The sequence below is a fragment of the Azospirillum sp. TSH100 genome, assembly GCF_004923295.1.
GTDB lineage: Bacteria > Pseudomonadota > Alphaproteobacteria > Azospirillales > Azospirillaceae > Azospirillum.
Window position 1 is genome coordinate 607,197 of sequence record NZ_CP039637.1, and the last position, 25,755, is coordinate 632,951.

19 protein-coding genes are annotated in these 25,755 nt (G+C 66.8%); 17 read left to right on the forward strand and 2 right to left on the reverse strand.

Annotated elements, in window-relative coordinates:
• Positions 1 to 233: 233 nt before the first annotated feature.
• From E6C72_RS24145 to E6C72_RS24165, 5 genes are all read left to right on the forward strand, one after another.
• Positions 234 to 3,449, forward strand: a complete 3,216-nt coding sequence (locus tag E6C72_RS24145; RefSeq protein ID WP_158280105.1) for a serine hydrolase — start codon at positions 234 to 236, stop codon at positions 3,447 to 3,449.
• Between the two features lie 61 nt (positions 3,450 to 3,510).
• Positions 3,511 to 4,083 (forward strand): YcjF family protein, encoded by a 573-nt coding sequence (locus E6C72_RS24150; protein ID WP_109084100.1) that lies wholly within the window; start codon positions 3,511 to 3,513, stop codon positions 4,081 to 4,083.
• 131 nt (positions 4,084 to 4,214) lie between these two features.
• A complete protein-coding gene (locus E6C72_RS24155; protein WP_109084099.1) occupies positions 4,215 to 4,421 on the forward strand; it encodes a hypothetical protein in 207 nt (68 codons plus the stop codon).
• Between the two features lie 49 nt (positions 4,422 to 4,470).
• Complete coding sequence (locus tag E6C72_RS24160; protein WP_136700838.1) at positions 4,471 to 5,832, forward strand: prohibitin family protein; 1,362 nt, start codon at positions 4,471 to 4,473, stop codon at positions 5,830 to 5,832.
• A gap of 100 nt (positions 5,833 to 5,932) precedes the next feature.
• Complete coding sequence (locus E6C72_RS24165) at positions 5,933 to 9,898, forward strand: non-ribosomal peptide synthetase (protein ID WP_158280104.1); 3,966 nt, start codon at positions 5,933 to 5,935, stop codon at positions 9,896 to 9,898.
• Positions 9,899 to 9,952: 54 nt separating this feature from the next.
• Here E6C72_RS24165 and E6C72_RS24170 read toward each other — a convergent pair whose 3' ends face one another.
• Complete coding sequence (locus E6C72_RS24170) at positions 9,953 to 10,924, reverse strand: TauD/TfdA family dioxygenase (protein ID WP_109084097.1); 972 nt, start codon at positions 10,922 to 10,924, stop codon at positions 9,953 to 9,955.
• Positions 10,925 to 11,492: 568 nt separating this feature from the next.
• Between E6C72_RS24170 and E6C72_RS24175 the strand changes: the two genes are divergently transcribed.
• The 3 genes from E6C72_RS24175 to E6C72_RS24185 are packed head-to-tail and all read left to right on the forward strand — an operon-like array spanning position 11,493 to position 15,346.
• Positions 11,493 to 12,935, forward strand: a complete 1,443-nt coding sequence (locus E6C72_RS24175; RefSeq protein WP_109084096.1) for a cytochrome C — start codon at positions 11,493 to 11,495, stop codon at positions 12,933 to 12,935.
• Positions 12,936 to 12,994: 59 nt separating this feature from the next.
• Positions 12,995 to 13,489: a sorbitol dehydrogenase gene (locus E6C72_RS24180; RefSeq protein WP_109084095.1), complete on the forward strand. Its 495-nt coding sequence runs from the start codon at positions 12,995 to 12,997 to the stop codon at positions 13,487 to 13,489.
• A 36-nt stretch (positions 13,490 to 13,525) separates the two neighbouring features.
• The gene (locus E6C72_RS24185) at positions 13,526 to 15,346 is read left to right on the forward strand and encodes a GMC family oxidoreductase (RefSeq protein WP_109084094.1); all 1,821 of its coding nucleotides are present in this window, start codon (positions 13,526 to 13,528) and stop codon (positions 15,344 to 15,346) included.
• Positions 15,347 to 15,434: 88 nt separating this feature from the next.
• Here the strand turns inward: E6C72_RS24185 and E6C72_RS24190 are convergent, their stop codons facing one another.
• Positions 15,435 to 16,172, reverse strand: coding sequence for a FadR/GntR family transcriptional regulator (locus E6C72_RS24190; protein WP_109084093.1), 738 nt, complete (start codon positions 16,170 to 16,172; stop codon positions 15,435 to 15,437).
• Positions 16,173 to 16,360: 188 nt separating this feature from the next.
• Here E6C72_RS24190 and E6C72_RS24195 point away from each other — a divergent pair, with 188 nt between their 5' ends.
• The 9 genes from E6C72_RS24195 (at position 16,361) to E6C72_RS24235 (ending at position 25,716) form a co-directional block, all read left to right on the forward strand.
• A complete protein-coding gene (locus tag E6C72_RS24195; protein WP_109084092.1) occupies positions 16,361 to 17,161 on the forward strand; it encodes an ABC transporter substrate-binding protein in 801 nt (266 codons plus the stop codon).
• Positions 17,162 to 17,304: 143 nt separating this feature from the next.
• The gene (locus E6C72_RS24200; RefSeq protein WP_109084091.1) at positions 17,305 to 17,976 is read left to right on the forward strand and encodes an amino acid ABC transporter permease; all 672 of its coding nucleotides are present in this window, start codon (positions 17,305 to 17,307) and stop codon (positions 17,974 to 17,976) included.
• 1 nt (position 17,977) lies between these two features.
• Positions 17,978 to 18,766 (forward strand): amino acid ABC transporter ATP-binding protein, encoded by a 789-nt coding sequence (locus tag E6C72_RS24205; protein ID WP_109084090.1) that lies wholly within the window; start codon positions 17,978 to 17,980, stop codon positions 18,764 to 18,766.
• Positions 18,763 to 19,320: an ureidoglycolate lyase gene (locus tag E6C72_RS24210; protein WP_109084089.1), complete on the forward strand. Its 558-nt coding sequence runs from the start codon at positions 18,763 to 18,765 to the stop codon at positions 19,318 to 19,320. Before E6C72_RS24205 ends, E6C72_RS24210 begins: the two co-directional genes overlap by 4 nt.
• Positions 19,308 to 20,561, forward strand: coding sequence for a cysteine desulfurase-like protein (locus E6C72_RS24215; protein ID WP_199228667.1), 1,254 nt, complete (start codon positions 19,308 to 19,310; stop codon positions 20,559 to 20,561). The genes E6C72_RS24210 and E6C72_RS24215 overlap by 13 nt, the downstream gene beginning before the upstream one ends.
• A 56-nt stretch (positions 20,562 to 20,617) precedes the next feature.
• The gene (gene hydA / locus E6C72_RS24220) at positions 20,618 to 22,054 is read left to right on the forward strand and encodes a dihydropyrimidinase (RefSeq protein WP_109084088.1); all 1,437 of its coding nucleotides are present in this window, start codon (positions 20,618 to 20,620) and stop codon (positions 22,052 to 22,054) included.
• A 353-nt stretch (positions 22,055 to 22,407) separates the two neighbouring features.
• Positions 22,408 to 24,318, forward strand: coding sequence for a bifunctional sugar phosphate isomerase/epimerase/4-hydroxyphenylpyruvate dioxygenase family protein (locus E6C72_RS24225; RefSeq protein ID WP_109084087.1), 1,911 nt, complete (start codon positions 22,408 to 22,410; stop codon positions 24,316 to 24,318).
• Positions 24,319 to 24,358: 40 nt separating this feature from the next.
• Positions 24,359 to 24,808 (forward strand): type II 3-dehydroquinate dehydratase, encoded by a 450-nt coding sequence (aroQ, locus tag E6C72_RS24230; protein WP_109084086.1) that lies wholly within the window; start codon positions 24,359 to 24,361, stop codon positions 24,806 to 24,808.
• Complete coding sequence (locus tag E6C72_RS24235) at positions 24,805 to 25,716, forward strand: shikimate dehydrogenase (protein ID WP_109084085.1); 912 nt, start codon at positions 24,805 to 24,807, stop codon at positions 25,714 to 25,716. Before aroQ ends, E6C72_RS24235 begins: the two co-directional genes overlap by 4 nt.
• Positions 25,717 to 25,755 lie beyond the last annotated feature (39 nt).

Here is a 25,755-nt window from a genome sequence, read left to right on the forward strand (position 1 = left end):
GATACGCGACGCATAATCTCTTGATTGGATCAAAATAGGTAGATATATTTTTCTTCTAGTGACGTTATAGCGCGAATTTGTCAATGAACTTGTCAGAAGCAACTGATTGCTCTGCAAGATAATTATTCATACTCAAATATAACCATTCCCCTTTATTTGGTGATCGAGGGATGAGCCCGATGCCATTGAACGACCGGCCCTCCCCTGCCGCAAACCAACGCGATAGGGCTTTCGTGCGTCACCTCCTGGCGGGGGTGGCGTTGTTCGCCGTTGGCGTCGCCGATCAGGCGCAGGCCGCCGACCCGACGCAGCTTTCCCGCGTGCTACAGTCCGTGGTCGACATGACCGCCTCGCAGGGGACGTTCCAGGGGGTGAGCGTCGGTGTCGGCTTCGGCAATGGGCAGACGTGGCTCGGGGCGGGCGGGTATCGCGACGCTGCGCGCACGCAGCCGCTGAGCCCGAACGATCAATTCCGCGTCGGCAGCCACAGCAAGACCTTCACCGGAACCGCCGTGCTGCAATTGGTTGACCAGGGGGTGATCAACCTGAACGACACGCTGGCCAAGTGGGCGCCGGAGCTGAAAATCCCCAACAGCGATCAGATCTCCATCCGGAATCTGCTGAGCATGACCAGCGGCATCCCGGATTATCTGAATGCGCAGTCGCTGCACCAGGCGAACGCCACCGTCCTTCAGGAATGGAGCAACTTCTCCAGTCCCAACGGCCCCTATGCCACCGCCAACTACACGCCATCGCAGCTCGTGCAGGCCGTGGTTCAAACGCCGAACCAGACCTATGGCACGATCGGCCAGATGAGCTACTCGAACACCAACTTCGCCATCCTCGGCCTCATCGCCGAGCGGGCGTCATGCCAGACCGCAGGCGGTTGCCGCAGCATCGAGACTCTGGTCAACGACGGCATCATCAAGCGGCTGGGCCTGACCAACACGGTGTTTCCGACGAACAACCTGTTCACGGCTTCCTATGCCGAGAACGCGCAATATGTGATGAACACCGCCAGCGTCTATGGCGGCTCGAACAACACGAGCTACAACGTCACCTTCGCCGACCCGAAGGTGCCATGGGCGGCAGGCGCCATAATTTCCACCGCGCCGGACGAACTGGTGTGGCTGCGCCAGCTGGCTACCGACGCCCAGGGCCTGCTCTCCCCCGCCACCCAGCTCCAGCGTCTGTACGCGCCGATTCCAGGTTCGATCGGCGGCATCCCGGGGCGCTACGGTCTGGCGATCTACTATATGCCTTCGGTCGGCACCGGCACCGAGCTGATCGGCCACAGCGGAGAGATCGGCGGCTACACCACCTCGATCTTCTACAGCCCGACGCTGGACGTGGCCTTCGCCGTCGACTTCTCAGGCGGACAGGCGAATGCCGCCTCCTGGTATCCGCTGTATGGCGCGACCAACCTCTACGGTTCGGCGATCACCAGCCAGGGCAACTTCAATTCCGTGGCGATCCTGTGGGCGCTGGAGCGCAACCTGCGCATCGCCATGGAGGCGCAGGGCTCCTGCACCGGCTTCGGCACCGCCAGCCTGATAGCGGGCGGCAGCGCCACCTGCACCGGCGACAGCGTGCGCACGGCGCCGATCACGGTCGACAACGGCGCGCTCACCGTCGCGCCGTCCAACCGGACGATCGGGAACTATGTGCTCACCAGCGATTCCACCATGACCTACGCCGAGGTGGCGCGCCCCTCCATCTCCTTCTTCGGCAGCCAGATGGCGGGCATCGATCTCACAGGCGGCAGCACGCTGACCTTGCAGCCGGGCTCGATCATCGAAATGACCGGCGTGTCCTCCGACGCCATCCGCATGAGCGGTTCGGGCAACGCTGTGACTGTGCAGGGCAGCATCCTGGCCTACGGCGCCAACACCGTCGCCATCCGGGGCGGCGACGCCGCCGACCGGGTGACCATCGCCAGCACCGCGTCGGTGCAGGGTGACGTGGCCCTGGGCGGCGGGGCCAACGAACTGCGCGTGGACGGCACCATCACCGGCAACGTGCCCATGGCAGGCAGCGCCACCCGGCTGGAAGGCACTGGCGTCATCACCGGCTCGGTCGGTGGTGGCGGCGTCGTGGCCCCGGGGCCGGGGATCGGCATGCTGACGGTCGGCAGCTACACCGGCGCCGACACCACGCTGGAGGTTGAGACAGCGTCTGGCGGACGCAGCGACCTGCTGTTCGTCGCCGGACCCGCGGCCCTGAACGGCGGTGCGCTGCGCGTGACCGCGGGGACGGCGACCGACGGGGTCTACCCGGTGCTTTCGGCGGGCAACCTGACCGGCACCTTCGCCTCGGTGACCTCGACCGACCGCACGGCGGTCGGCGCCAGCTATTCGTCCGCCGGCGTCCAGGTGGCGACGGTCAACCCGATCTCCATCGACCAGGGGACGCGCACCGCCATGCTGGGCATGACGCGCCACCTCGACACGCTGGAGGAGCGCGCTTCCGCCTTCGCCGGGCGCAGCCGGCCGGTGACGGTCGCCGGTCTGCCTGAGACGAAGGGGCCGACCATGACCGACACCGGAGGCGGATCCGGCAGCGGTCGCGACATCGTCAACGTGGTGCCGCGCGCGCCGGTGGAACTGAGCGGCGATCGCGGTGCTGCGCTGTGGAGCAAGGCGTTCTACAATGTCGGCCAGCTCGCGTCGAAGGACGGCGAGGCCGGTGCCAATGCGCACGGCATCGGCATCGCGGTCGGTGCGGACGTGGCGGTGACCGACAGCGTGGGGGTGGGCGGCATGGTCGCCTATCACGACCTCGACTCCAAGGGCCGGGACGGCAGCGGCGCCGAACTGGAGTCCCATGCCTACTATGCCGGCCTGTACGGCGTCGCCCAGGTCGGAGACTACACGATGGACGCCTCGCTGCTGGCCGGCTTCGGCAACAACGACACCAAGCGCCCGACCTTCGTCGGCGGCACCCTGCTTCAGGCGACCGGCGGCTATGACGACGCGCGCGTGGCGGCGCGGCTGGCCGTCAGCCGGGCCTTCGACGCCGAAACCGCCACACTGGTGCCGCGCCTTGCGCTGTCCTGGTCGCACCTGCACAGCGACGGCTATACCGAGTCCGGTGCCGGCGCAGGGTCGCTCAGCGTCGACAGCCGGTCGGCCAGCCAGCTGCGCTCCGAGGCGTCGCTGGCGGTGCGCCGGACTTTCGACGTGGACGGCGGCATCCTGTTCACCGAACTGCGGGCCGGCGTGGCCCACGAAACCATGCTGGGCGGGCGCGACGCCACCGTGCGCCTGTCGGGCTTGGGCACGGCCTTCGGCGTCCGCGGCAACGACGCCGACGGCTGGGTGTTCCCGGTCGCCGCACGGCTGGAGACCAAGGCGGCGGACGATGTCGGCATGTTCGCCTCGTACGGTGGCGAGTTCTCCAGCAGGTACACCGACCATCGCTTCAATGCCGGTGTGCGCATCCGTTTCTGAGCACGCCGTTCCCAATGGTTTCGCTAGGCCTCTCCTCCTGACGTGAAGGACGAACAGTTCCATGACCAACGATCAACACGACACCACGCCCCACACCGAACCGCAAGAGTTGCAGGCCGATGTCGGCATCGACCGCCAGGCCAACGACATCGTCGCCAAGCACGCCAAATGGGCCGCCGGACTCGGCCTGATCCCGGTTCCCGGCGTCGATCTGGCGGCGATCACCGCCGCTCAGTACAAGATGCTCCATGAACTGGCCGACCTCTTCGAGGTGCCGTTCCCGAAGGAGCGCATGCGCGCCGCGATCAGCGCCCTGCTGGGCGGCGGCGTTCCGTTCCTGCTGAGCACCGGCGCCCTGGGCTCGCTGGCCAAGTCGATCCCGGTGATCGGGTCGCTGGCCGGCATGGCGGTGATGCCGTCGCTGGCCGCCGCCACCACGCTGGCCCTGGGCCGGGTGTTCACCACCCATTTCGCGACCGGCGGCACCCTGCTGGACTTCAACATCGAGTCGTTGCGCAAGCACTTCGAGACGGAACTCGCGAAGGCCAAGCACGACGCGCACTCCATCGTCGAGAAGGCCACCGAGGACAAGGCGGCGAAGAAGGATCTCAAGCCCACGCCCGCCGTGAACTGACATAGCCAACCGTCGGTACGGCCTCCGCACGGATGATCCGTTCCCTGGGGTGCGTGCGCTGCGCGTGCACGCACCCCAGCGGTGTTTGTGCCGGACGCGTCCGGATCCGGTCTGCTTTGGGAGGCGCCATAATGGGACAACTCATCTACCTCGCGCTGTGCATACTGGTCGGGCTGTTCGCCATCGGTCAGCGCGGCGGTTTTTTCCTGTACTTCCTCCTGTCGATGGTGCTGTCGCCGCTGCTGTCGCTGCTCATCCTCGTCATCGCCACTCCGGTCCTGAACAAGGATATGCAGCGCGGCTCCCGTTGGCACCCGCTGCCGCCATCGTCGCGATGAGCGGACCAGCCACCGACCGACCGCTTCCGCCGCAGCAGACCCCAGGATCATGACCGACCACGCAGCCCCCGCCGCCTCCGCAACCCCATACGCCCGCCTTGCGCGCGCCGCACCGGTCAGGTGGTTGCGGTCATGGGGCGCGGCACACCGGCGCGACCTTCTGCTGGGCACGCTGGTCTTCCTGTTCGTCGCGGTTTATCTGGCCCCGAACATGCTGGTCAACGTCCCCACCGGCTATGCCGGGGTGATCTGGCGCCGGTTCGGCGGCGGCACCGACGTTAAGACCACGCTGAAGGAAGGCATCTCGGTGATCTGGCCATGGGACAAGGTCACCTTCTACGATATGCGCCTTCAGGTGAAGACTGAGGAGTACGAGGCCATCGCCAGCGACGGCCTGCACATCAAGCTGACCGCCACCTTCCGCTTCAACCCCAATCCCGACACGCTGGGCTACCTGCACAAGACGGTGGGGCCGAAATATGTGGAGGTGCTGCTGGTGCCGAGCATCGGTTCCGTCGTCCGGCGCGAGGTATCGAAGTATCTGGCGCGCGAGATCTACGGCGTGCACCGTGTGCAGCTCCAGAACGACATCTACGAGGGTGTGATCAGCACCGGCAACAAGAACCAGATCTCCGCCGCCCAGCCCCACCCGGACACAGGAAACGTCTTCATCGGCCCGCCGACGCCGGACGCCGCCGCACCCGCGGATCACAAGGCCGGAAGCGCCGTGCCCGGTGGTCCCTTCGACTCCGACAACTACATCGAACTGGCCGACGTGCTGATAAGCGGCGTGGTGCTGCCCGACCGCGTCCGTGCCGCAATCGAGCGCAAGGAGGAGCAGGACCAACTGGTCCAGGAATACACCTTCCGCCTGGAGCGCGAGCGTTTCGAGAGCCAGCGCAAGGCCATCGAGGCGCAAGGCATCCGCCAGTTCCAGGAGACGGTGCAGGCCGGCATTTCGGAAAACTACCTGAAATGGCGCGGCATCGAGGCGACGCTGCGTCTCGCCCTGTCGAACAACGCCAAGGTGGTGGTGATCGGCGGCCAGAACGGGTTGCCACTGATCCTCAACACCAACGACCAGCCGACCGCCGGCAAACGTCCGCCTGCCGAACCCTCCGCGTCGGAGGCGACCACCGGCACCCTCGACCTGTCCTTGCACGGCAACAATCTGCCGATGGACGAGCAGCCCCCCGCCATCCACCCCGCTCCCTCCCGGTCCACCCCGGCGCCGGCGAGCAGCCCGGATAAGGCAGCAGATAAGGGAACGGACAAGACGGCAGGTGTGGTGCCGGCCGAAAGTGCGCCGCTGCCACCGGTGCTCTCGCCATTGGAAGGCGTGGCGGGCACCGCCGACCTGTTCGACACGGTCCGCCGGACGCTGGACGGCACCCTCGGCAACAAACCGTGAGCGCGCCATGCCGGTTGCCTCCGACCATTTCGTCGATGCCGATCGGCATCGGCCTCAGCCCATGCTTCCAAGCCCCCATCGTTCGAGCGGAACCCTGCCAATGCTCACGCGCGACAACATCAAGGACGTCTACCCCCTGACCCCATTCCAGGAGGGAATTCTCTACCATGACATTGTCGATCAGGGCGCCATCGCCGACGAGCCGCGCGCCTATTTCCAGCAATTGGCGTTTCGTGTCCGCGGCCCCCTCGACATCGACGCCTTCGAGGCGGCGTGGCGCCACCTGATCGCCCGCCATGACATCCTGCGCACCGTGTTCCGCGTCGCCGGCAATGAACGGCCGTTGCAGGTGGTGCTGAAGGCGCGCGATTTCGCGCTCGACCGGCTCGACCTCAGCGGGGCGGAGAGTGCGGACCGGGCGGCCGCCCTGGCGGCCTTCGTGGAGGAGCAGCGCCGCCGGCCGCTGGCGCTCGACCACGGGCCGCTGATGCGGGTTGCCTGCGCGCGCCTGGGCGTGGACGAGCATGCGGTTGTCTGGAGCTTCCATCACATCCTGATGGATGGCTGGTGCATCGGCATCGTGCAGGAAGAGCTGGTGGACGCCTATCAGTCCTTCGCCGCCGGGCGCATGCCTGACAAGCGGCCGGCCTTGCAGTTCGGCAGCTTCGTGCAGTGGGTGGAAACCCGCCGTGGCGAGGGTCCGCTGGCCTTCTGGACGCGCTATCTGGCGGGGTATGAGACGGCGCTCGACCTGCCGTGCCAGCGGCCGGTGCCGCTGCCCGGCGCGCGCGCGCCGCGGACGCACGAGCTTCGCCTCGAACCCGATCTCACCGCCCGCCTGCGGACGCTGGCCCAGGAGCAGGGGGTGACGCCGAACACGCTGCTGCAGGCCCTGTGGGGGCTGGTTCTGGCCAAGCACAACAACACCCGCGACGTGGTGTTCGGCAGCGTCGCCTCGACCCGCTCGCCCGATCTGGCCGGCAGCGAGACCATGGTTGGCCCCTGCATCGGCATGCTGCCGCTGCGCGTGCGCTACGAGGCGGGGGAAAGTCTGCGCGATCTGCTGCGCCGCATGCGCGGCGAGGCGCTGGACTGGCTGGACAACGTGCACGCACCGCTGGCCGAGATCCAGGCCCGCAGCGCCCTGCGTGCCGGCCTTTTCGGGCATTATTTCGTCTATGAAAACTACCCGCTGGACGAGCGCTTCCACGGTGACACGCAGGAACTGGCGCCCGGCGTGACCATCGGCGACATCGACGTTTTTCTTACCAACAACTACGACTTCTACGTCCGCGCCGTTCCTGGCGACCGTCTGCGCGTGGAATTCGAATACAACGCCCGCGCCGTCGATCCCTCGGCGGTGGAGGCGCTGGCTGGCCGGCTCGCCCATTTGGCATCGTTGGTGGCGGCGGAGCCCGACCGGCCGCTTGACGCGCTGTCGCCGCTGACCGGCGCGGAGCGCGCCACAATCCTCGACTCCTGGAGCCGTGGCCCCGTTGCCGCCCGCATCGCCGCCACGGTGCCGGAGTTGCGGGCCGCCGTGCTCGCGACCGGTGGCGACCGCCCGGCGGTGCGCAGCCGCAACGGCACGCTCAGTCACCGCGCGTTGCAGGACCGCGCCGAAGCGCTGGCCCGCCATCTGCACCGTGAGCACGGCCTCACCGCCGGCAGCGCCGCGGCCATCCTGGCCGAGCCCGGCGAGCCGATGCTGCGCGCCATGCTCGCCTGCCTGATGCTGGGTGCGGCCTTCGTCCCCGTCGATCCGGCCACGCCGCCGAAGCGCCTGCGCCACATGCTGGCCGACAGCTATGCCGCGGTGTTCCTCACGCCGTCGCCCGACAAGGTGACGGAGGCCGCAGGGAGCGTGCCTTTGGTTGCGCTGTCGCCAGTGGGAAGCCTGCTGGAAAAGACCGTGCCGGAAACCGGGAGCGGCATGCCGCTGCCGCCGGTGCCGGAGGACGCGCCCGCCTACATCATCTACACCTCCGGCACGACCGGCGAGCCCAAGGGCGTGAAGGTTGGGCAGCGCTCGCTGCTCAACTATGTCGGCTGGCTGCGCCGCGACCTGGGCATCGGTCCCGATGACGCAACGGCATTGGTCACCTCCGCCGCCTTCGACCTCGGCTATACCGGCGTGTTCGGGGCGCTTCTGCTGGGTGGCTGCCTGACCCTGCTGGACGAGGAGGAGCGGCGCGACCCCGAACGGGTGATGCAGGTAGTGGTCGACAACGGCGTTACCTTCCTGAAGGCGACACCGTCCTACCTGAACATGCTGCTGGCTTCGCCGGCCGGGCATCGCTTCGCCGCGGCCGAGGCCCTGAAGCTGGTCCTGCTGGGCGGTGAGCCGCAGAACTTCGACGATCTGCAGGCGCTCAGGCGGCTGCTGCGGCCGGAGCTGCGCATCTACAACCATTACGGCCCGACCGAGGCGACCATCGGCTGCGTCGCCGGTCCACTCGATGACCTGATCGGCGTCGCGGGCGCGCCGCAACGCATTGGCCGGCCGATCGCCGGAGCGCGCGTGCTGCTGGTCGATCACACGCTGAACCCGGTGCCGACGGGCGTGCCGGGCGAACTGCTGGCGGGCGGGGAATCGCTGGCGCAGGGCTACACCAGCCCCACTCCGGCCGACGCCGCGCGCTTCACCACTCTGCCCTGGCTGGGTGGCGAGCGCGTCTATCGCACCGGCGACTTCGCGGTGTGGCAGGCGGATGGCAGCATCGTCTTCCTCGGCCGGCGTGACGATCAGGTGAAGATACGTGGCCACCGTATGGCGCTCAGCGGCATCGAGGCGGCGCTGCGCGACTCCGCCGGCATCAAGGATGCCGCCGTACTGATTGACCGCAGCAGCCCCCACCAGGCCGAGTTGACCGCTTTCCTGATCGCCCGTGACGGCAGCGGACCGCCGACCCCGGCGGCCCTGCGTGCCGACCTCGCCCAGCGGCTGCCGGAACCGATGATCCCCAGCCATTTCGTGATGGTGGGCCGCTTCCCCATGACGGCCAACGGCAAGATCGACCGGACCGCTCTGACCGAGCACAGCCGCGCCCGGCCACCCGTTGCAACACCGGCGGAAACCGGCACCGCGACCGAAGAGGCGCTGCGCGCCGTCTGGAAGGAGATCCTGTTCGTCGAGTCCATTGGGCTGGACGACGATTTCTTCGCGCTGGGCGGCCACAGCATCAAGGCGATCCTGTTGATCGCCAAGATCCGCACCGGGCTGAAGAAGACCATCACCATCCGTGACCTGTTCGACAACCCGACCATCCGCCGCCTCGCAGTTCTGCTCGACAACGCAGCGGCAGGAATGGGGCGGGGAGCAGGGCAGGGCGCTACGGCCCGCAAGGCGCTCGTGCTCCGTACGGCGCCGGCCGGCGCGCCGGCGGCGCTGTTCCTGCCGGCGGTGCTGGGTACCTCGACGCTCTACAAGGAGCTGACTCAGGCGCTGAAGTCCGAGGTGACCTGCTGGGGCGTGCAGTGCCCCGGTTTCGATCGCGAGGAAGCCTTCGCACTTTCCATCGACGCGCTGGCGGATCGCTTCGCCGCCGAAGCGGGAACCTTGAAGGGGGAAGGGCCGCTGCGGCTGGTCGGCTGGTCGTTCGGCGCGCATGTGGCGCTGGAAACCGGGCGTCGGCTGGAAGCGGCGGGGCGCACGGTGCGGCTCGTGCTGATCGACGCGGCGCCCGGCCGCCCGGCCGACACGGAGCCCCCCTTCACCAGCTTCTCCGAGCTGCGCGCCCAGCCTTATTGGAATCGCGTGCTGTCGATTCTCACGGAGAACCTGTCGCCCGCCGAAGTGGCGCGGCTGGAGCGGCTGGCCGGACACAACGCGGGTCTGCTGACGGGATACGCCGCACAGGGCAGGGTCGCCGCCGACATCACCGCCATCGAGGCGATCGACAACCCGCAACCGGCCTGCATGCAAGGGTTCACCGCGCTGACCAGCGGGCGGGTGACGGTGCACCGTGTGACGGGCGACCATTACTCGATGTTCCACCCGCCGCATCTCGCGCAGGTGCTGCGCGTGCTGGACGCCGCCTTGGCTGCGGAATCGATGGCGGGCTGATCGCCGATGCGGCAGCGCCCTTCTCCCGGTCAGGGGGGAAGGGCGCTGCCGGACTCACCGGGCGACAGCGCTGTGGGCGTCGCACATGGCGACAACCACCCGGCGGCTGCCGGTGAAGGGATTGCGGCCGTGGGAGTAGCGCATGTTGTCGATCAGCAGCACGTCGCCAGCCAGCCAGGGGAAAGCCACCGTCTCCGCATCGAAAGCGGCACGCACGGCGTCGAGATCGGCGGGGTCGATGGCGCTGCCATCGTTGTGGTAGGCGTTGCGCGGCAGGTCATCCTCGCCGAACATGGCGATCATCGCCTCCTGCAGATTGGGCGGCAGGCTGGAGACGTGGAAGAGGTTCGCCTGATTGAACCACACCTCGCGCCCCGTGCGCGGATGGCGGGCCGTGCCCTGGCAGGCGTGCGCGGTGCGCAGAAGGCCGTCCTCCTTCCACTCGAACTCCATGCCGTTGGCACGGCAGTACTCCTCCACCTCGGCGGGGGAGTCTGTCTGGAACACCTTTTGCCAGGGCAGATCGACGCCATGGCCGTAATTGCGCACATACATGACGCCACGATCGCGGAACTTCGCCATGCGGTCGGCGCCGATGCGGGCGGTCACGCGATCCATGTCGGCCAGCGGCGTCTCGCCGCCGGTCTCCGGCGGCACGACGCACTGGAAGGCCAGCAACATCGGCCAGTCGCGGTGGTAGGCCATCTCGCAATGCTGCGGGATCGTGTGGTTGGCCGGATATTCGGTGGTGGTATAGACGTTGCCGTTCACCTGCGTTCGCGGCGTCGACTGGTTCATGTAGGTAAGCAGCTGACCGGAGAACAGACGCAGGAAGCGCTCAAGCCCGTCCACCGGCGTGGAGGCAAAGCCACGGAACAGCAGCGCTCCGCGCTCGCTCAGCAGATCGCGAATTGCGTCGACGCGTTCGCCGGTCCAGTCGATCAGCTCGGTCCCGTCCCCTGGCGGCGCGATCAGGCCGATGGAGGAGCCCGGGATCGGATTCGCAACCGCAAAACCATGCGCCATGGCTTTCCTCCTTTAGCATGCTGTTCCAATGGACCAACGCGTTATGGGTTTAGTACACCATTACCTGAAGCGTATTGCGCGATTTTCGCGATGCAATTGACATGGTCAAGTGGTGGCGCTGCGATTCTTTCTCCGCAGGGATGGTGGCAACCGCTCTGCGCTTCTTTTGCAAGGCCCTGAAGCAGATGCACACGGCGAACCCGCTTGTCACCATTGTGAAGGCAATGCGGAGGCGTATTAAAAAATGCATAAGATATGTTATGGAAATTAATGTACTTCATGCGACGTCGCATGACACATCGAGATCACGTCAGAAAAATACTCGGCATCAGCATGAATTCAATTGTATTCATAGAATGCCTGCGTGACACAACACGTATGCATTAAATAGTTTCTAAGTGTTGTTTCCCGTTGACCGGGTTTTCTTATCAAGAACATTCTTTCTGAAAATCCAGAAAAAAGGCGGAGAGCCGGGATGCCTCCAGTCGCCACGCGACACCGCACTTGCACCAATCCCATTCCGTCTTTTCAGACAAGACCTTCGGTACGCAGCCAGGAAAGGCCATCCATGCGACATTCCACGACCCATGTTCTCTGCGCCATCGGCCTGGGCCTGCTGCCCGCCGGCACTGTCCTGGCACAGGCGATACCCGACCCGTATTCCCAACCCGTCACCTGCAACGCCAACACCTTCGTCGATCCGGCAGCGCTCAGTCCGCTGATGCCATGCGACGCGCCGACCTCGCAGAAGATGAACCCGGCACTGCCGGCCACCATGACGCCGTCTCTGATCCAGGAGAGCTTCGACACCTTCTCCTGGCAGAGCTTCATCGCGCTGAACTGGCCGGCGGACGGCACCGCGATCGGCCAGGGCAAGGGTTACGGCGGCGACGCCCCGGCGGTCTGGCAGGGCTGGATGGACGCGTTCGCATTGATGACGGCTAATCCGCCGGCATGGGGGGCCAGTCCGCCGCTGCCGGCGGCCTGCAAGGGCCTGCCGGCCGGGACGCTGCTGTCAATGGTCGGCAAGACGCCGGACCTGCTGACCGCCTCCACCCAGCCGTTCGACACCGGTCCGCTGATCGACCAGAACGGCCGCTACACACGGTTCCAGATCCTGGTCAACAAGCCGATGTACGACTTCATCGTCGGGAACCGGCTCACCACCAAAGAGGGACAGGCAGCCTACAAGCCGACCGCAACCCCACCGAACTCCACCGTGCCAACCATGACCTTCCCCGGCAGTTTCCAGACCGGGCCGATCACCGCGGGCACGCCGGTCGCCACCGCGCCGGGCTATGACGGAGCGGTGATGCTGAAGCTGGCCTACAAGGTGATGGGACCGAACGACGACCCTGCCCGGTTCCACACGCTCAAGGCCCTGGTCTATACCGCCGGCGCAACGCCGGAACAGGACAGCTGCGTGGCCGAAACCGTCGGGCTGGTTGGGCTGCATGTCGGCAACAAGGTTCAGCGCTTCCCACAATGGGTCTGGTCCACCTTTGAACACATCCGCAACGCGCCCGAGCAGGCGCAGGTCGACGCCGGAGCCGCCAAGGGGCCCTACAACTACTACAACGCAGCCTGCACGGCGAAGGACTGTCCGCCCAACCAGCCGCCGCCGCGGCCATGGAACCCGGCGGTGCAGCCCTTCCCCGGCGGCTATAAGACGCAGGTCACACGGATCATCGCGCTCGCCGATGCCTACAAGACGATCAACGCCAAATGGCAGGCACCGCTGGCCGGCACCGTGTGGGCCAACTACGAGCTGATCGGCACCCAGTGGCCGACCCAGCCCGACAACCAGGGCAGCCCCACCGGCTATCCCTTCCCGCTGTTCCTGGCAAACACCACCATGGAAACCTACACCCAGGGCACGGTGCCGCAGAGCAGTTCCACCTGCATCGGCTGCCATAACAATGCGGTGGACAGCGCGGGGCACCCCTCGGACTTCACCTACATCCTGTCGCTGGCCGCGAAGAAGATCTTCCCCGCCGCCCACGCGCCCTGATCACGCCTCCCGATCACGCCCCCTGCTCACGTCCCTTGCCCGACACCGGAGCGACCTCCATGAGCGCCACCATTCCCACTTCCGATATGGACAACTTCGTCGCGCTGTCGGTCATTCTGACCGGCTTCGCGGAAAGCGTCATCGCCCCGTTCTTCGACACCTACAATCTCAAGGATCAGGTCTACGCCGCGGCCAAGGCCGACGACGCCGATGCCCTGTCGGCGCTGCTGGCGCAATATGCCGCACTGGCCGCGCAATCGGCGCCCCCTGAGACCGTCATCGCCGCGGTGATGCAGCCCAAGGAGACGCCCACCGCCCGCATGGCCCGATCGATCATCCTGGCCTGGTACAGCGGCGCCTGGTACGCGACCGCCGACCTCTACAGCACCAGCTCGCCGCCGACGCCGCGCGTCCTCTCGACCGATGCCTACACCCAGGGGCTGATGTGGAAGGCCGGGCAGGCGCACGCCATGGGGTCGGCCGACTCCGCGTTCGGCTACTGGAACACCCAGCCGCCGGCACTTGCGCAATTCACCGGCACCGCGTCCACCTGAACCAGCCGCCTGAACCAGCCCAGGGATACCACGGTCATGAGCACCACCACCCCAGAACCCGCGGATTCGGTTCCGGTCTACGACGCCGTCATCGTCGGATCCGGCATCAGCGGCGCCCTGATGGCCAAGCAGCTCGGCCTCGCCGGACGCAAGGTCCTGATCCTCGAAGCCGGCGCCGACCTGCCGCCGAACATCAACGAGTACATGCAGCGCTTCTACCTGTCGCCGGCCAAGGTCCCGGAATCGCCCTACACGCCCGACCTGTTCGCCGACCCTGCCCGCTTCCTGCTGAACGACCCCGGCACGCTCAACGCGCCACGCCCGACGGTGCTGACGCTGTCGGCGGACAACTGGCAGGACCCGAAGCAGGCCTATCTGATCCAGACCGGCCCGCTGGCCTTCGGCAGCACCTACGAGCGCATCAACGGCGGCACCGCGCGGCACTGGCTGGGCACCTGCCTGCGCCTGCTGCCCAGCGATTTCCAGACGCATTACATCGACCCCGGCAAGCCCGACTGGCCGATCAGCTACACCGACCTGGAAACGTGGTACGGCGATGCCGAGCACGAGATCGGGGTGTCGGCCGACGCCGCCGATCAGGCCTATCTGGGCATCACCTTCCCGCCGGGCTACGAGTACCCGATGCCGGCGCTGCCCGACACGCTGGTCGACCAGTATGTGGCGGCGGGCGTCGACGGGCTGGAGCTGGACGGCAATCCGGTGACGGTCACCATCACGCCGGCCGGCCGCAATTCCCGTCCCTACCAGGACCGCCGGGCCTGCGGCGGCAACACCAACTGCATCCCGATCTGCCCGATCCAGGCGAAGTACGATCCCAGCATCACTCTGCACGCCGCCTTGCAGACCGGCAACGTCACCATCCAGTACCGCACGGTGGCGACCGAGGTGCAGGTCGGCACGGACGGCACGGTCAGCGGCATCGCCTGGGTGCAGTACGACGACCCGAAGGGCCCCGTGGTGGCCTCCGGCACTGCGGTGGGGCGGATGTACGTCCTGGCCGCGCATGCCATCGAGACGCCGAAACTGCTGCTGATGTCCACCAATGGCGGGCGGACGCCGCATGGCGTGGCCAACTCCAGCGGCGAGGTCGGCCGCAACCTGATGGACCACCCGCTCTATCTGGCCTGGGGCCTGGCTTCCAAGCCGGTCTATCCCTATCGCGGGCCGCTGTCGACCTCCGGCATCGAGTCGCTGCGCGACGGCGCCTTCCGCAAGGACCGCGCCGCCTTCCGCATCGAAATCGGCAATGAGGGCTGGAACTTCCCCTATGGCGACCCGACCGTCAGTCTGATGTCGTCGGTGCTCGACCAGGGGATGGCCGGAGCGGCGCTGGTGGACAGCCTGAACGGCCTTTATACCCGCCAGTTCCGCATGGCCTTCCTGGTGGAGCAGACGCCGGAGGCTGAAAACCGTGTCACCCTGTCGGCCACCGAAACGGATCATCTGGGACTGCCGCGGCCACAGATCTCCTACTCGCTGTCCGACTACACCAAGGCCGGGTTCGAGGCGGCGCGGCGCACCGCGGACGCGCTGTTCGAGGCAATGGGAGCGGAGCAGAAGACCGACAAGGAACCGGGCGATGGCCCGACCACCTTCACCTACAACGGCGGGCGCTATCAGTATTACGGCGCCGGGCATGTGGTGGGAACCTGCCGGATGGGCGACGACCCCACCCGGTCGGTGGTGAACGCCGAGCTGCGCAGCTGGGACCACGACAACCTGTATATCCTGGGCAGCAGCACCTTCCCCACCGTCGCCACCGCCAACCCGACCCTGACCATCGCCGCCCTCACCCTGCGCACGGCTGAACTGATCAAGGCCAGGCTGGCCGGCTGACCGGCGCCCGCTGCCGCGGCGAGCATCGACACTCGCAGCGGCAGCGGGCGGACGTGGTCTCGGCGGAATGGACTGCCCTCGGGGCGGCTCAAGCCTCTGGCAACTCCACCGGAGACCGGCGAGCAGCTGGTATCGGGGCGGCTCCGGTGCCCAATAGAATACCGAGCCGCCCGGCGGCCCCGGTGATGTGGTCGGACATTGCCCGGGCAGCGCCACCGCTGTCGCGTGCCCGCAAAGCCTCCAGTATCCGCTCATGCTCCTCCAGTGTTTCCCACACACGATCCTCCTGCGCGAAGGGGAGCCTCTGGATTTCCGCGACCACCGCGTCGACGGTGCGGAACAGGTCGATGAACATGCGGTTGCCGCATCCCTCGACGATCAGGCGGTGGAACGTGCTGTCCTCCACACCGGCCTGGACGAAGTCATGTGCCTGGAAGGCGGCACGCATCCGAACAAGCGTGCTGGCAAGCGTGTCAAATGCCGCGGCCGGCAAGGCGGTGGCGGCCATCTGCACCGCCTGGGGTTCCAGCGCCAACCGCGCCTCATAAACTTCCCGGGGCGAATAGAGGTCGGCAAAGCGCCAGGCGGCGACCGGGTCTGGCGGCTTGCCATCGGTGAGAAAAACGCCGCGCCCCACCTCGATCCTGATGAGCCCAAGGGTTTCCAGCGCCGACAGCGCCTCACGCAACGAAGCGCGGCTGATGCTCAGCCTCTCGGCAAGTTCGCGCTGGGGCGGAAGCTGGTCGCCGGGACGCAGCCCCTGTTCGTCGATGATCTGGCGAATCTTCTCGACCGCCGCCTGTGGCACCAACAGCCGTCCACGCATCCTGCCAATTCCTGTCTGTCCTTGCCATGCCGGGGGTGCCCCACGCGACGCCTTGACAATAGACCAGAAAGGGGGTGCAATCCAACTGGTCAGACCGGTATGGCCTATCAGACCAAAATAACATCACCGGCACTCAGGGATTCGCGTCAGGCATTCTTCCACCCATGCAGGGAGACGCAGGTACAGCCATGCGCAGACAGATTCTCAAACTCGCTCTCCTCGCGGCGGCGACCGCCACCGTCTGGGGCGGCTTCGCACCGGCCCGCGCCGCCGACCTCGCCGTCGGCGCCAACATCGGCAACGTTCCGTGGGAATTCCAGGACGCGTCCGGCAAGTTCGTCGGGTTCGAGATCGATGTGGTCAACGAGGCGGCCAAGCGCCTGGGCAAGACCGTGGAGATCGTCAACATCCCCTTCAACGGCCTGTTCTCCGCCGTCCAGTCGGGCCGGATCGCCATGGCGATCTCGTCGATCACCATAACCGACAAGCGCCTGGACTCGGTCTCCTTCGCCCAGCCCTATTACGACAGCGACCAGTCGCTGACCGTGCGGGCCAACACTCCGCCGAAGAGCGTCGAGGATCTGAAGGGAAAGTCCGTGGGGGTCGACACCGGCTCCACCGGCGACATGTGGGCCAACCAGAATCAGGCGAAATACAGCTTCGGCGACATCCGCCGCTATGAAGGTCTGCAGCCGGCGATGCTCGACCTCGGGGCCGGGCGTCTGGACGGCTACATCAGCGACATTCCGGCTCTGCTCTACTACACCAAGGACAAGCCGCAGTTCAAAGTCATCCAGCGCATCCCGACCGGCGAGCGCTATTCCGTGATGCTCGCCAAGGACAGCCCGCTGCTGCCCGCCGTCAACGAGCAGATCACTGCGATGAAGAAGGATGGAACGCTGGCCGCTCTGCACGAGAAGTGGTTCGGCGTGAAGCCCGACGCCGACGGCAGCACCGTCAAGATTCTCGACATCCCGAAGAAGTCCTGAGCGCGGAGCGTCTCCCCGCCATCGGCCCAACATCATCGGACCCCATGGCCGGGTACGCCGCGCCTGAGCCGCGCGTGCCCGGCGCATGCCTGGACCCCATGCTTGGACCCCATGCCTGGACATTGTCTCATGGACTTGGCCTTATGGACTTGATCGACACCTTCTTCAATGGAAGGGTCCTGTGGGATTCGCTGCCGCTCCTCTTGATGGGGCTGGGGACGACGCTGTCGCTGGGGATTCTCAGCATCGCGCTCGGCCTGATCGGCGGCCTGATCCTGGCCCTCCTGCGGCTATACGGCCCGCCGGCCCTGGGCGGGCTGTGGGTGCTTTACATCGACCTGTTCCGCGCCATTCCAATCCTGGTGCTTCTGGTCATCGTCTATTACGCCTTGCCCTTCGTCGGCATCCGGCTTTCCCCTTTCGCATCCGCCACCACTGCCCTGTCCCTGGTCAGCGCCGCCTACAGCGCGGAAATCCTGCGGGCCGGCATCCAGGCGATCCCCCGCGGCCAGTTCGAGGCCAGCCAGGCGCTGGGCCTCTCCTACTGGAGCATGATGGGGGACATCGTCCTGCCCCAGGCCGTCCGCATCGTCATTCCGCCGATGACCAGCAACTGCATCAATGTGATGAAGGACACGGCGCTCGCCTCCGTCGTGGCGATGCCGGACCTGCTGAAGCAGGCGACCCAGGCCCAGGCGCTGGCGGCGAACCCGACCCCGCTGATCGGTGCCGCCGCGCTCTACGTCCTCCTGCTCCTGCCGATGGTCCGCGCCGTGGGCACGCTTGAGAAACACTTCGCCAGGGAGCGCCGCTGACATGCAGATCGACGATGTGCAAGGAGGGGATCGGGGCGGGACGACACCGTCCGCCGCCCGGCCGATCATCTCCATCCGCGGCCTGCGCAAGATGTACGGCAGCTTCTGTGCCCTGTCCGGCATCGACCTCGATGTCGCGGAAGGCGAGGTCGTCGTGCTGCTCGGCCCGTCGGGTTCGGGGAAATCGACGCTGATCCGCTGCATCAACCTGCTGGAGACCTATGATTCGGGAACTGTTCTGGTGGACAACGTCGCGGTCCGTTCCGGCCCCGATCTGGCGGCTGTCCGCAGCGAGGTCGGGATGGTGTTCCAGAGCTTCAACCTGTTTCCCCACATGACCGTGCTGCGGAACGTCGCGCTGGCGCCGATCCGGGTGCGCAAGCTGGCGCCGAAGGCCGCGGAGGACAGGGCGATGGAACTGCTGCGCCGGGTCGGCATCGCCGAACAGGCCGGCAAATTTCCCGGACAGTTGTCGGGCGGCCAGCAGCAGCGCGTCGCCATCGCCCGCGCCCTGGCGATGGAACCGAAAATCCTGCTGTTCGACGAGCCGACCTCGGCGCTCGACCCGGAGATGGTGGGCGAAGTGCTCGACGTCATGCAGTCGCTGGCCCGCACCGGCGTCACGATGGTGGTCGTCACTCACGAGATGGGATTCGCCCGTCGCGTGGCCGACCGCGTGATTTTCATGGAACGCGGCCAGATCGTTGAGGAGGCCGCGCCCGACGCCTTCTTCTCCGCACCCAAGGAGGAGCGTGCCCGTGCCTTCCTGCAAGCGGTGCTGAACCATTGATCGCGCCTCTGATCATTCCGCCGGTGCCGCTGAGCGGCGAGGTCTTCGCGCCGTTCGGCACCGTGCTCGCCGCCGGGATCGGCAGATCGTCCGTCGTCAATGACGGGCGGGGTATCCGCTATGACGCCGAGCATGGGCTCGGTTTCGCCGGCGAGCCCATGCCGCCGGTGCTGGCGCTCTACCGCCTGACGCCGTCGCGTCTGCCCTTCGCGGTGACGGCGATGGAGCAGCACCCGCTGAGCAGCCAGACCTTCGTGCCGATGACCGGCGGACGCTTCCTGGTGGTGGCTGCCCTGGCCGACGCCCATGGCGACCCGGATCCCGGAACCGCCCGCGCCTTCATCGCCGGCCCCGATCAGGCGATCACCTATGCCGGAGGGGTCTGGCACTGTCCGCTTGCGGCTCTCGACGAGACTGCCGACTTCGCCATGATGATGTGGCGCGCGCCCGATCCCGATGCCGACTGCCGCGTCGTCTCCCTGTCCGTGCCGCTGCTGGTCGCAGACCACACCGCGGCGACCTGTCCGAAGGAATCGAACCCGTGTCGAACGTGACGACCTCCCCGCTCGATCTGTCCTTTGTCCGCGCCCAGTTCCCGGCACTCGCCGGCGACTGGACCTTCATGGACAATGCCGGGGGCTCCCAGACGCTGGCGCGCGTCGCCGACCGCATCCGGGATTACCTGCTGACAAGCAATGTCCAATTGGGGGCCAGCTACGCCGTATCCCGGCAGTCGGGCGCGCGGGTCGCCGACGCCCATGCCGACATCGCCGAACTGATCGGTGCCGCCCGGCCGGACGAGGTGGTCATGGGGCCGAGCACCACGGCCCTGCTCTATACCCTGTCGGCGGCGATGGCCGAACAGATCCGGCCCGGTGACGAGATCGTCGTCACGAACTGCGATCACGAGGCCAACATCGGTCCCTGGCGCAAGCTGGAGGAAAAAGGCGCCGTCATCCGCACCTGGGCCGTCCGGCCGGGCAACCTGGAGCTGTCACTGGACGATCTGGACCCCCTGCTGAACGGACGCACGCGGCTGGTCTGCGTCACCCATGCCTCGAACATCCTCGGCACCATCAACCCGGTGGCCGACATCGCCCGTCTGGTCCACCGCCACGGCGCCAGGCTGCTGGTCGATGCCGTCGCCTATGCCCCGCACCGGGCGGTCGACGTCGCCGGCTGGGATGTCGATTACTATGTCTTCAGCTTCTACAAGGTCTATGGGCCGCATTTCGCCGTTCTCTACGGCAAGCACGAGCATCTGGCGGCGCTGCCCAGCCTGAATCACTACTTCATCGACCGCTCGGTGATCCCCTACAAGCTCCAGCCCGGCAACGTGAATTACGAACTCGCCGTCGGCTGCACCGGCATCGTCGATTACCTTGCGGAACTGGGGGAGCGCTGCGGCGCCACCGGACCGCGCCGGGCCAGGATCGAGGCCGCCTTCGACGCCATCGCCGCGCATGAGGAGGCGCTTGCCGAACGGCTGCTGTCCTATCTGCGCGCGCGCAACGACGTGACGGTGATCGGCCATTCCGCCGCCGACCGGACCCTGCGGGTGCCGACCGTCAGCTTCGTCGTCGACGGGCGCCGGTCCGACGAGGTGGTGAGCATGGTCGATGCGTCGATGATCGGCATCCGCTTCGGCGATTTCTATGCCAAGCGCCTGATCGAGACGCTGGGACTGGCCGCGGTCAACGGCGTGATCCGCGTGTCGCTTGTCCATTACAACACGCTCGACGAGGTCGACCGCCTCATTGAGGCGCTCGGCCGCGCCATGCCGGTGGGGCGGTGAGCACCGGAAGGACCGAGGGATGACCGACCGATCACATCTGGAACGGGATAAGGCACATGGCTGAATTCGATCTGGTGGTGCGCAACGGCACGGTGGTCACGGCTGCGGACGTCAGCCGTTGCGACATCGGCATCAAGGACGGCCGCATCGTGGCCCTGGCCGAACGGCTGAACGCGACGGGTCCGATCCTCGACGCCGCCGGCAAGCTGGTGATGCCGGGCGGCATCGACAGCCATGTCCACATCGCGCAGGACGGCGATGACGGTACGATCATGGCCGACGATTTCCGCAGCGGCACGCTGTCGGCCGCTTTCGGCGGCAACACGACGGTCATTCCCTTCGCCCTGCAGCCCAAGGGCAAGTCGCTGCGCGCGGCGGTGCAGAGCTATCACGAGAGGGCGGACGGCCAGTGCCTGACCGACTATTCCTTCCACCTCATCATCTCCGATCCCACCGAACAGGTGCTGGGCCAGGAATTGCCCGCGCTGGTGCAGGACGGCTACACCTCGTTCAAGGTCTTCATGACCTATGACGACCTGAAGCTGAACGACCGCGAGCTTCTGGAGGTGTTCGACGTCGCCCGGCGCGAGAAGGCGCTGGTGATGGTCCATGCCGAGGGCTATGACGCCATCAAGTTCCTGACCGAGCGGCTGGAGCGCGCCGGCCGCACCGATCCCTATTACCATGCCGAATCCCGCCCGATCCCGGTGGAGCGGGAGGCGACCCACCGCGCCATCTCCTTCGCCGAAATCGTCGACGTGCCGATCATGATCGTCCACGTCTCGTCCGCCGACGCCATCGAACAGATCCGCTGGGCGCAGAGCCGCGGCCTGAAGGTCTATGCCGAAACCTGCACCCAGTATCTGACCCTGACGGCGGACGACCTGAAGGGCCTGAACATGGAGGGCGCCAAATACGTGTGCAGCCCGCCGCCGCGCGACAAGGAAAGTCAGGACGCCTGCTGGACCGGCTTGCAATCGGGGCTGTTTTCGGTCTTCTCCTCCGATCATTGCCCGTTCCGCTTCGACAGCCCCGCCGGCAAGAAGAAGCAGGGCGAGCGGACGGCGTTCAAATGGGTGCCCAATGGCATCCCCGGCGTCGAGGTCCGCCTGCCGATCCTGTTCTCGGAAGGGGTGGGGAAGGGGCGGATTTCCCTGCAGGAATTCGTCGCCCTGACGGCCACCAACCACGCCCGCATGTACGGCCTCGCCCCACGCAAGGGCAGCATCTCCATCGGGGCGGACGCCGACCTCGTGCTGTGGGATGCCGACCGCAAGATGACGATCACCCAGGATCTGATGCACCATGGGGCCGATTACACCCCCTACGAGGGGATGGAGGTGACGGGTTGGCCGGAAACCGTCCTGCTGCGCGGCACGGCCATCATCGACAAGGGCGTCCAGACCGGCAAGGCGGGCGACGGACGGTTCCTCCATCGCTCGATCTCGCCATTCGCTGCACCGCGTGGTCGCCGACCGACGCACTACGACTGAACCGACGGGCATTGGAACGATAGCGGACCACCATTTGTGCCAGTGAAGCCCTGCTGCGCGGACATGGTGGGCGCCGTGGGCGAAGGGCCTGCACCCGGTCTGGTCCGCTATCACGACCCATTTAAGCGAATGCTGCGCGCCCGCCAGGTTCGCACGAAATGATCCACGCAGCAGTATTATCCGCAATATCAAAGCACTACGCAACATCGCACGGCGTTCAGCCCCAAAGCCCCCTGAAACAGAGAGGTTGTTCGGATTATCAATCATCGGCGCGCAAAGCGTCTTGCGCCAAAATGTACGAACTGGTACGTTTGTTGGTGTGTACGAACCATGCCGCTGCCGAAGGGGCTCCGATGCCGTCCAGCGCTTTTACCTTCAAGAAGTCGATCGCCACCGTCTCGCTGAGCGGCACCCTGCCGGAGAAGCTGGAGGCGGCGGCCGCCATCGGCTTCGACGGGGTCGAGATTTTTGAGAATGACCTGCTGACTTTCGACGGATCACCGGCCGATGTCCGCCGCATCGCCGAGGGTTTGGGGCTGGAGATCACCATCTTCCAGCCATTCCGCGATTTCGAGGCGATGCCGGACCCGATCCGCGCCCGCAACCTCGACCGCGCCGAACGCAAGTTCGACGTGATGCAGGAGTTGGGTACCGACCTCGTGCTGGTCTGTTCCAATGTTCAGCCAACGGCCATCGACGATCCGGCCCGCGCCGCCGCCGACCTTGCCGAAATGGCGGCGCGGGCGCAGCGCCGCGGCCTGCGCGTCGGTTACGAGGCGCTGGCCTGGGGCCGGCATGTCAACCGCTGGCGTCAGGCCTGGGACATCGTGCAGCGTGCCGACCACCCGGCATTGGGGCTGATCGTCGACAGTTTCCACACGCTGGCGCTGGACGACGATCCGTCCGGCATCGCCGACCTGCCGGGCGACCGCATCTTCTTCGTGCAGTTGGCCGACGCGCCGAAGCTGTCGATGGACGTGCTGTCCTGGAGCCGCCATTTCCGCAATTTCCCCGGCCAGGGGCAACTGCCGGTGCAGGGTTTCGTCGATGCGGTGCTGGCATCGGGGTACCGCGGCCCGCTGTCGCTGGAGATCTTCAACGACGAGTTCCGCGCCGCCCCTGCCCGCCTGACCGCCCTCGACGGACTGCGCTCGCTGATCCATGCGGAGGCCGAGGCCGGGTTCGGTCCCGGCCTGCCGGCTCCACCGGTCTGCGGCGGCGTCGAGTTTCTCGAATTCGCCGTTGATGCGGCATCACGGGATAAACTGTCCGCCCTACTCGGCAGCCTGGGCTTCCGGCATGCCGGGCGCCACCGCTCCAAGGATGTCGACCTCTACCGGCAGGGTGGCGTCAATCTGGTGCTGAACAGCGAGGAGGACTCCGCCGCGTCGGAGCATTTCCAGATGCATGGCCCCTCGGTCTGCGCCATGGCCTTCACGGTCGACGATGCCGCCCGCACCATCGCCCGCGCCGAAGCCTTGCGCTGCGTGCTGTGGCGCGAGCGGGTCGGCGACGGCGAACGCCGCATTCCGGCCGTGCGCGCCCCCGACGGCACGCTGATCTATCTGGTCGACGAGAAGGAGGCCCGCCGCAGCATCTGGGAAGACGACTTCCACCTGTTCACTGAGGAATCGGCAGCGCAGGACGCCGGCCCCCTTTTGGGCATCGACCACATCGCCCAGGCCCTGCCCTTCGGCCGGATGGACAGCTTCGTTCTGTTCTACCGCACGGTCTTCGGTTTCGTGCCGGAAAGCCTGTGGGAACTGCCCGACCCCTACGGCCTGATCCGCAGCCGGGCGCTGGTCAGCCCCGATGCCGAGCCCGGCCATGGCGTGCGGTTGCCGTTGAACATCTCGGAAAGCCGGCGGACCGCCACCGGCCGCTTCGTCAGCGCCACTTCCGGTGCCGGTGTCCACCATGTCGCCTTCGCCACGGCGGACGCCGCCGCGCTGGTGAAGGACCGGCTTGCCGCCGGCGCGCCCTTCCTGCCGATCCCCGCCAACTATTACGACGATCTCGCGGTCAAGCACCCGCTGGACGATGCGGCGCTGGCGGCACTGAAGGACCGCGAGCTGCTGTATGACCGCGACGATCAGGGTGAATTCCTGCACGCCTACACCGACAGCTTCGACGACCGCTTCTTCTTCGAGGTGGTGGAGCGGCGGGCCGGCTACCGGCAGTTCGGCGCGGTCAATGCCGCCGTGCGCATGGCGGTGCAGGCCCAGCTGCGCGAAGGCGCCCGGCCCGAGCTTTATCTCGACTGAAAATGAACGAAACAGTGCGTTTGTTTGGAGACGCCCCACCATGAGCCGCCCAATCCTGGTCCTGAACGGACCCAACCTCAACCTGCTGGGAAAGCGCGAGCCGCACATCTACGGCCACGAGACCCTGGCCGATGTCGAGGCCGACTGCCGCCGCACCGGCGAGACGCTGGGCCTTGCCGTCGATTTCCGGCAGTCCAACGCCGAACATGTGCTGATCGACTGGATCCACGAGGCCCGCGAGACGGTTGACGGACTGGTCATCAACCCGGCCGGCCTGACCCACACCTCGGTGTCGCTGATGGACGCGTTGTCGGCCTGCGCCTTTCCCATCCTGGAGGTCCATATCTCCAACATCCACCGGCGCGAGGAATTCCGCCACTTCTCCTATGTGTCGCGCGTCGCGGCCGGGGTGATCTGCGGCTTCGGCACCCAGGGCTACACGCTGGCCCTCCAGCGCATAACCCGGCTGCTTGAGAGTGCCGCGAAATGAACGCCATCTCCCGGCCCTCCCCCGCTCCCGCCGCCGGAAACTCCATCCTCGTCGGGCTGATCGGCGCCGGCATCCAGGCCTCGCGCACCCCGGCGATGCATGAGCGGGAGGCCGACGCGCTCGGCCTGCGCTGCATCTACCGGCTGATCGACCTCGACCGCCTCGGCATCGGCCCCGATGCCCTGCCGGAGCTGCTGTCGGGCGCCGAGCGCATGGGCTACACCGGCCTGAACGTCACCTACCCGTGCAAGCAGGCGATCATCCCGCTGCTGGACGAGCTGTCGGACGATGCCCGCGCCATCGGGGCGGTCAACACCGTCGTGCTGAAGGATGGCCGCCGGGTCGGCCACAACACCGATTGTTCCGGCTTCGCCGAGGGCTTCCGCCGCGGCCTCGGCAGCGTGCCGATGGACCGCGTGGTGCTGCTGGGTGCCGGCGGCGCCGGGGCGGCGGTCGGCCATGCCGCCTTCCATCTCGGGGCCGGCCGGCTGGACATCTTCGACGCCGACCCGGCGCGGGCGGCGCTGCTGGCCGACCAGCTCAATGCCCGTTTCGGAGCGGGGCGGGCCGAGGCGATTGCCGACCAGGGCGAACTGCGTGCCGCCGTCGTGGCGGCGGATGGGCTGATCCACGCGACGCCGACGGGCATGGCGAAGTTCCCTGGCCTGCCGTTGCCGGCCGATATGCTGCACCCGCAGCTGTGGGTGGCGGAGATCGTCTACTTCCCGCTGGAGACCGAATTGCTGCGCACGTCGCGGGCCATCGGTTGCCGGACACTCGACGGCGGTGGCATGGCGGTGTTCCAGGCGGTGGATGCCTTCCGGCTGTTCGCTGGGGTTTCCCCCGATGCCGAACGCATCCGCGCGCACTTCGCGTCGATGGACGCCGGCCAGCCAGCCGCCGGATAATGGTCGCCTGATAATCACCGCGTGACACTCGACCCCAAT

Excerpts from the sequence above, each read along its gene's own strand:
- E6C72_RS24195 (WP_109084092.1), top strand. The coding sequence starts at position 16,361 with ATGCGCAGACAGATTCTCAAACTCGCTCTCCTCGCGGCGGCGACCGCC.
- E6C72_RS24150 (WP_109084100.1), top strand. The coding sequence starts at position 3,511 with ATGACCAACGATCAACACGACACCACGCCCCACACCGAACCGCAAGAG.
- E6C72_RS24165 (WP_158280104.1), top strand. The coding sequence starts at position 5,933 with ATGCTCACGCGCGACAACATCAAGGACGTCTACCCCCTGACCCCATTC.
- E6C72_RS24200 (WP_109084091.1), top strand. The coding sequence starts at position 17,305 with ATGGACTTGATCGACACCTTCTTCAATGGAAGGGTCCTGTGGGATTCG.
- E6C72_RS24175 (WP_109084096.1), top strand. The coding sequence starts at position 11,493 with ATGCGACATTCCACGACCCATGTTCTCTGCGCCATCGGCCTGGGCCTG.
- E6C72_RS24235 (WP_109084085.1), top strand. The coding sequence starts at position 24,805 with ATGAACGCCATCTCCCGGCCCTCCCCCGCTCCCGCCGCCGGAAACTCC.
- E6C72_RS24190 (WP_109084093.1), bottom strand. The coding sequence starts at position 16,172 with ATGCGTGGACGGCTGTTGGTGCCACAGGCGGCGGTCGAGAAGATTCGC.
- hydA (WP_109084088.1), top strand. The coding sequence starts at position 20,618 with ATGGCTGAATTCGATCTGGTGGTGCGCAACGGCACGGTGGTCACGGCT.
- E6C72_RS24180 (WP_109084095.1), top strand. The coding sequence starts at position 12,995 with ATGAGCGCCACCATTCCCACTTCCGATATGGACAACTTCGTCGCGCTG.
- E6C72_RS24205 (WP_109084090.1), top strand. The coding sequence starts at position 17,978 with ATGCAGATCGACGATGTGCAAGGAGGGGATCGGGGCGGGACGACACCG.
- aroQ (WP_109084086.1), top strand. The coding sequence starts at position 24,359 with ATGAGCCGCCCAATCCTGGTCCTGAACGGACCCAACCTCAACCTGCTG.
- E6C72_RS24170 (WP_109084097.1), bottom strand. The coding sequence starts at position 10,924 with ATGGCGCATGGTTTTGCGGTTGCGAATCCGATCCCGGGCTCCTCCATC.
- E6C72_RS24185 (WP_109084094.1), top strand. The coding sequence starts at position 13,526 with ATGAGCACCACCACCCCAGAACCCGCGGATTCGGTTCCGGTCTACGAC.
- E6C72_RS24155 (WP_109084099.1), top strand. The coding sequence starts at position 4,215 with ATGGGACAACTCATCTACCTCGCGCTGTGCATACTGGTCGGGCTGTTC.
- E6C72_RS24160 (WP_136700838.1), top strand. The coding sequence starts at position 4,471 with ATGACCGACCACGCAGCCCCCGCCGCCTCCGCAACCCCATACGCCCGC.
- E6C72_RS24225 (WP_109084087.1), top strand. The coding sequence starts at position 22,408 with ATGCCGTCCAGCGCTTTTACCTTCAAGAAGTCGATCGCCACCGTCTCG.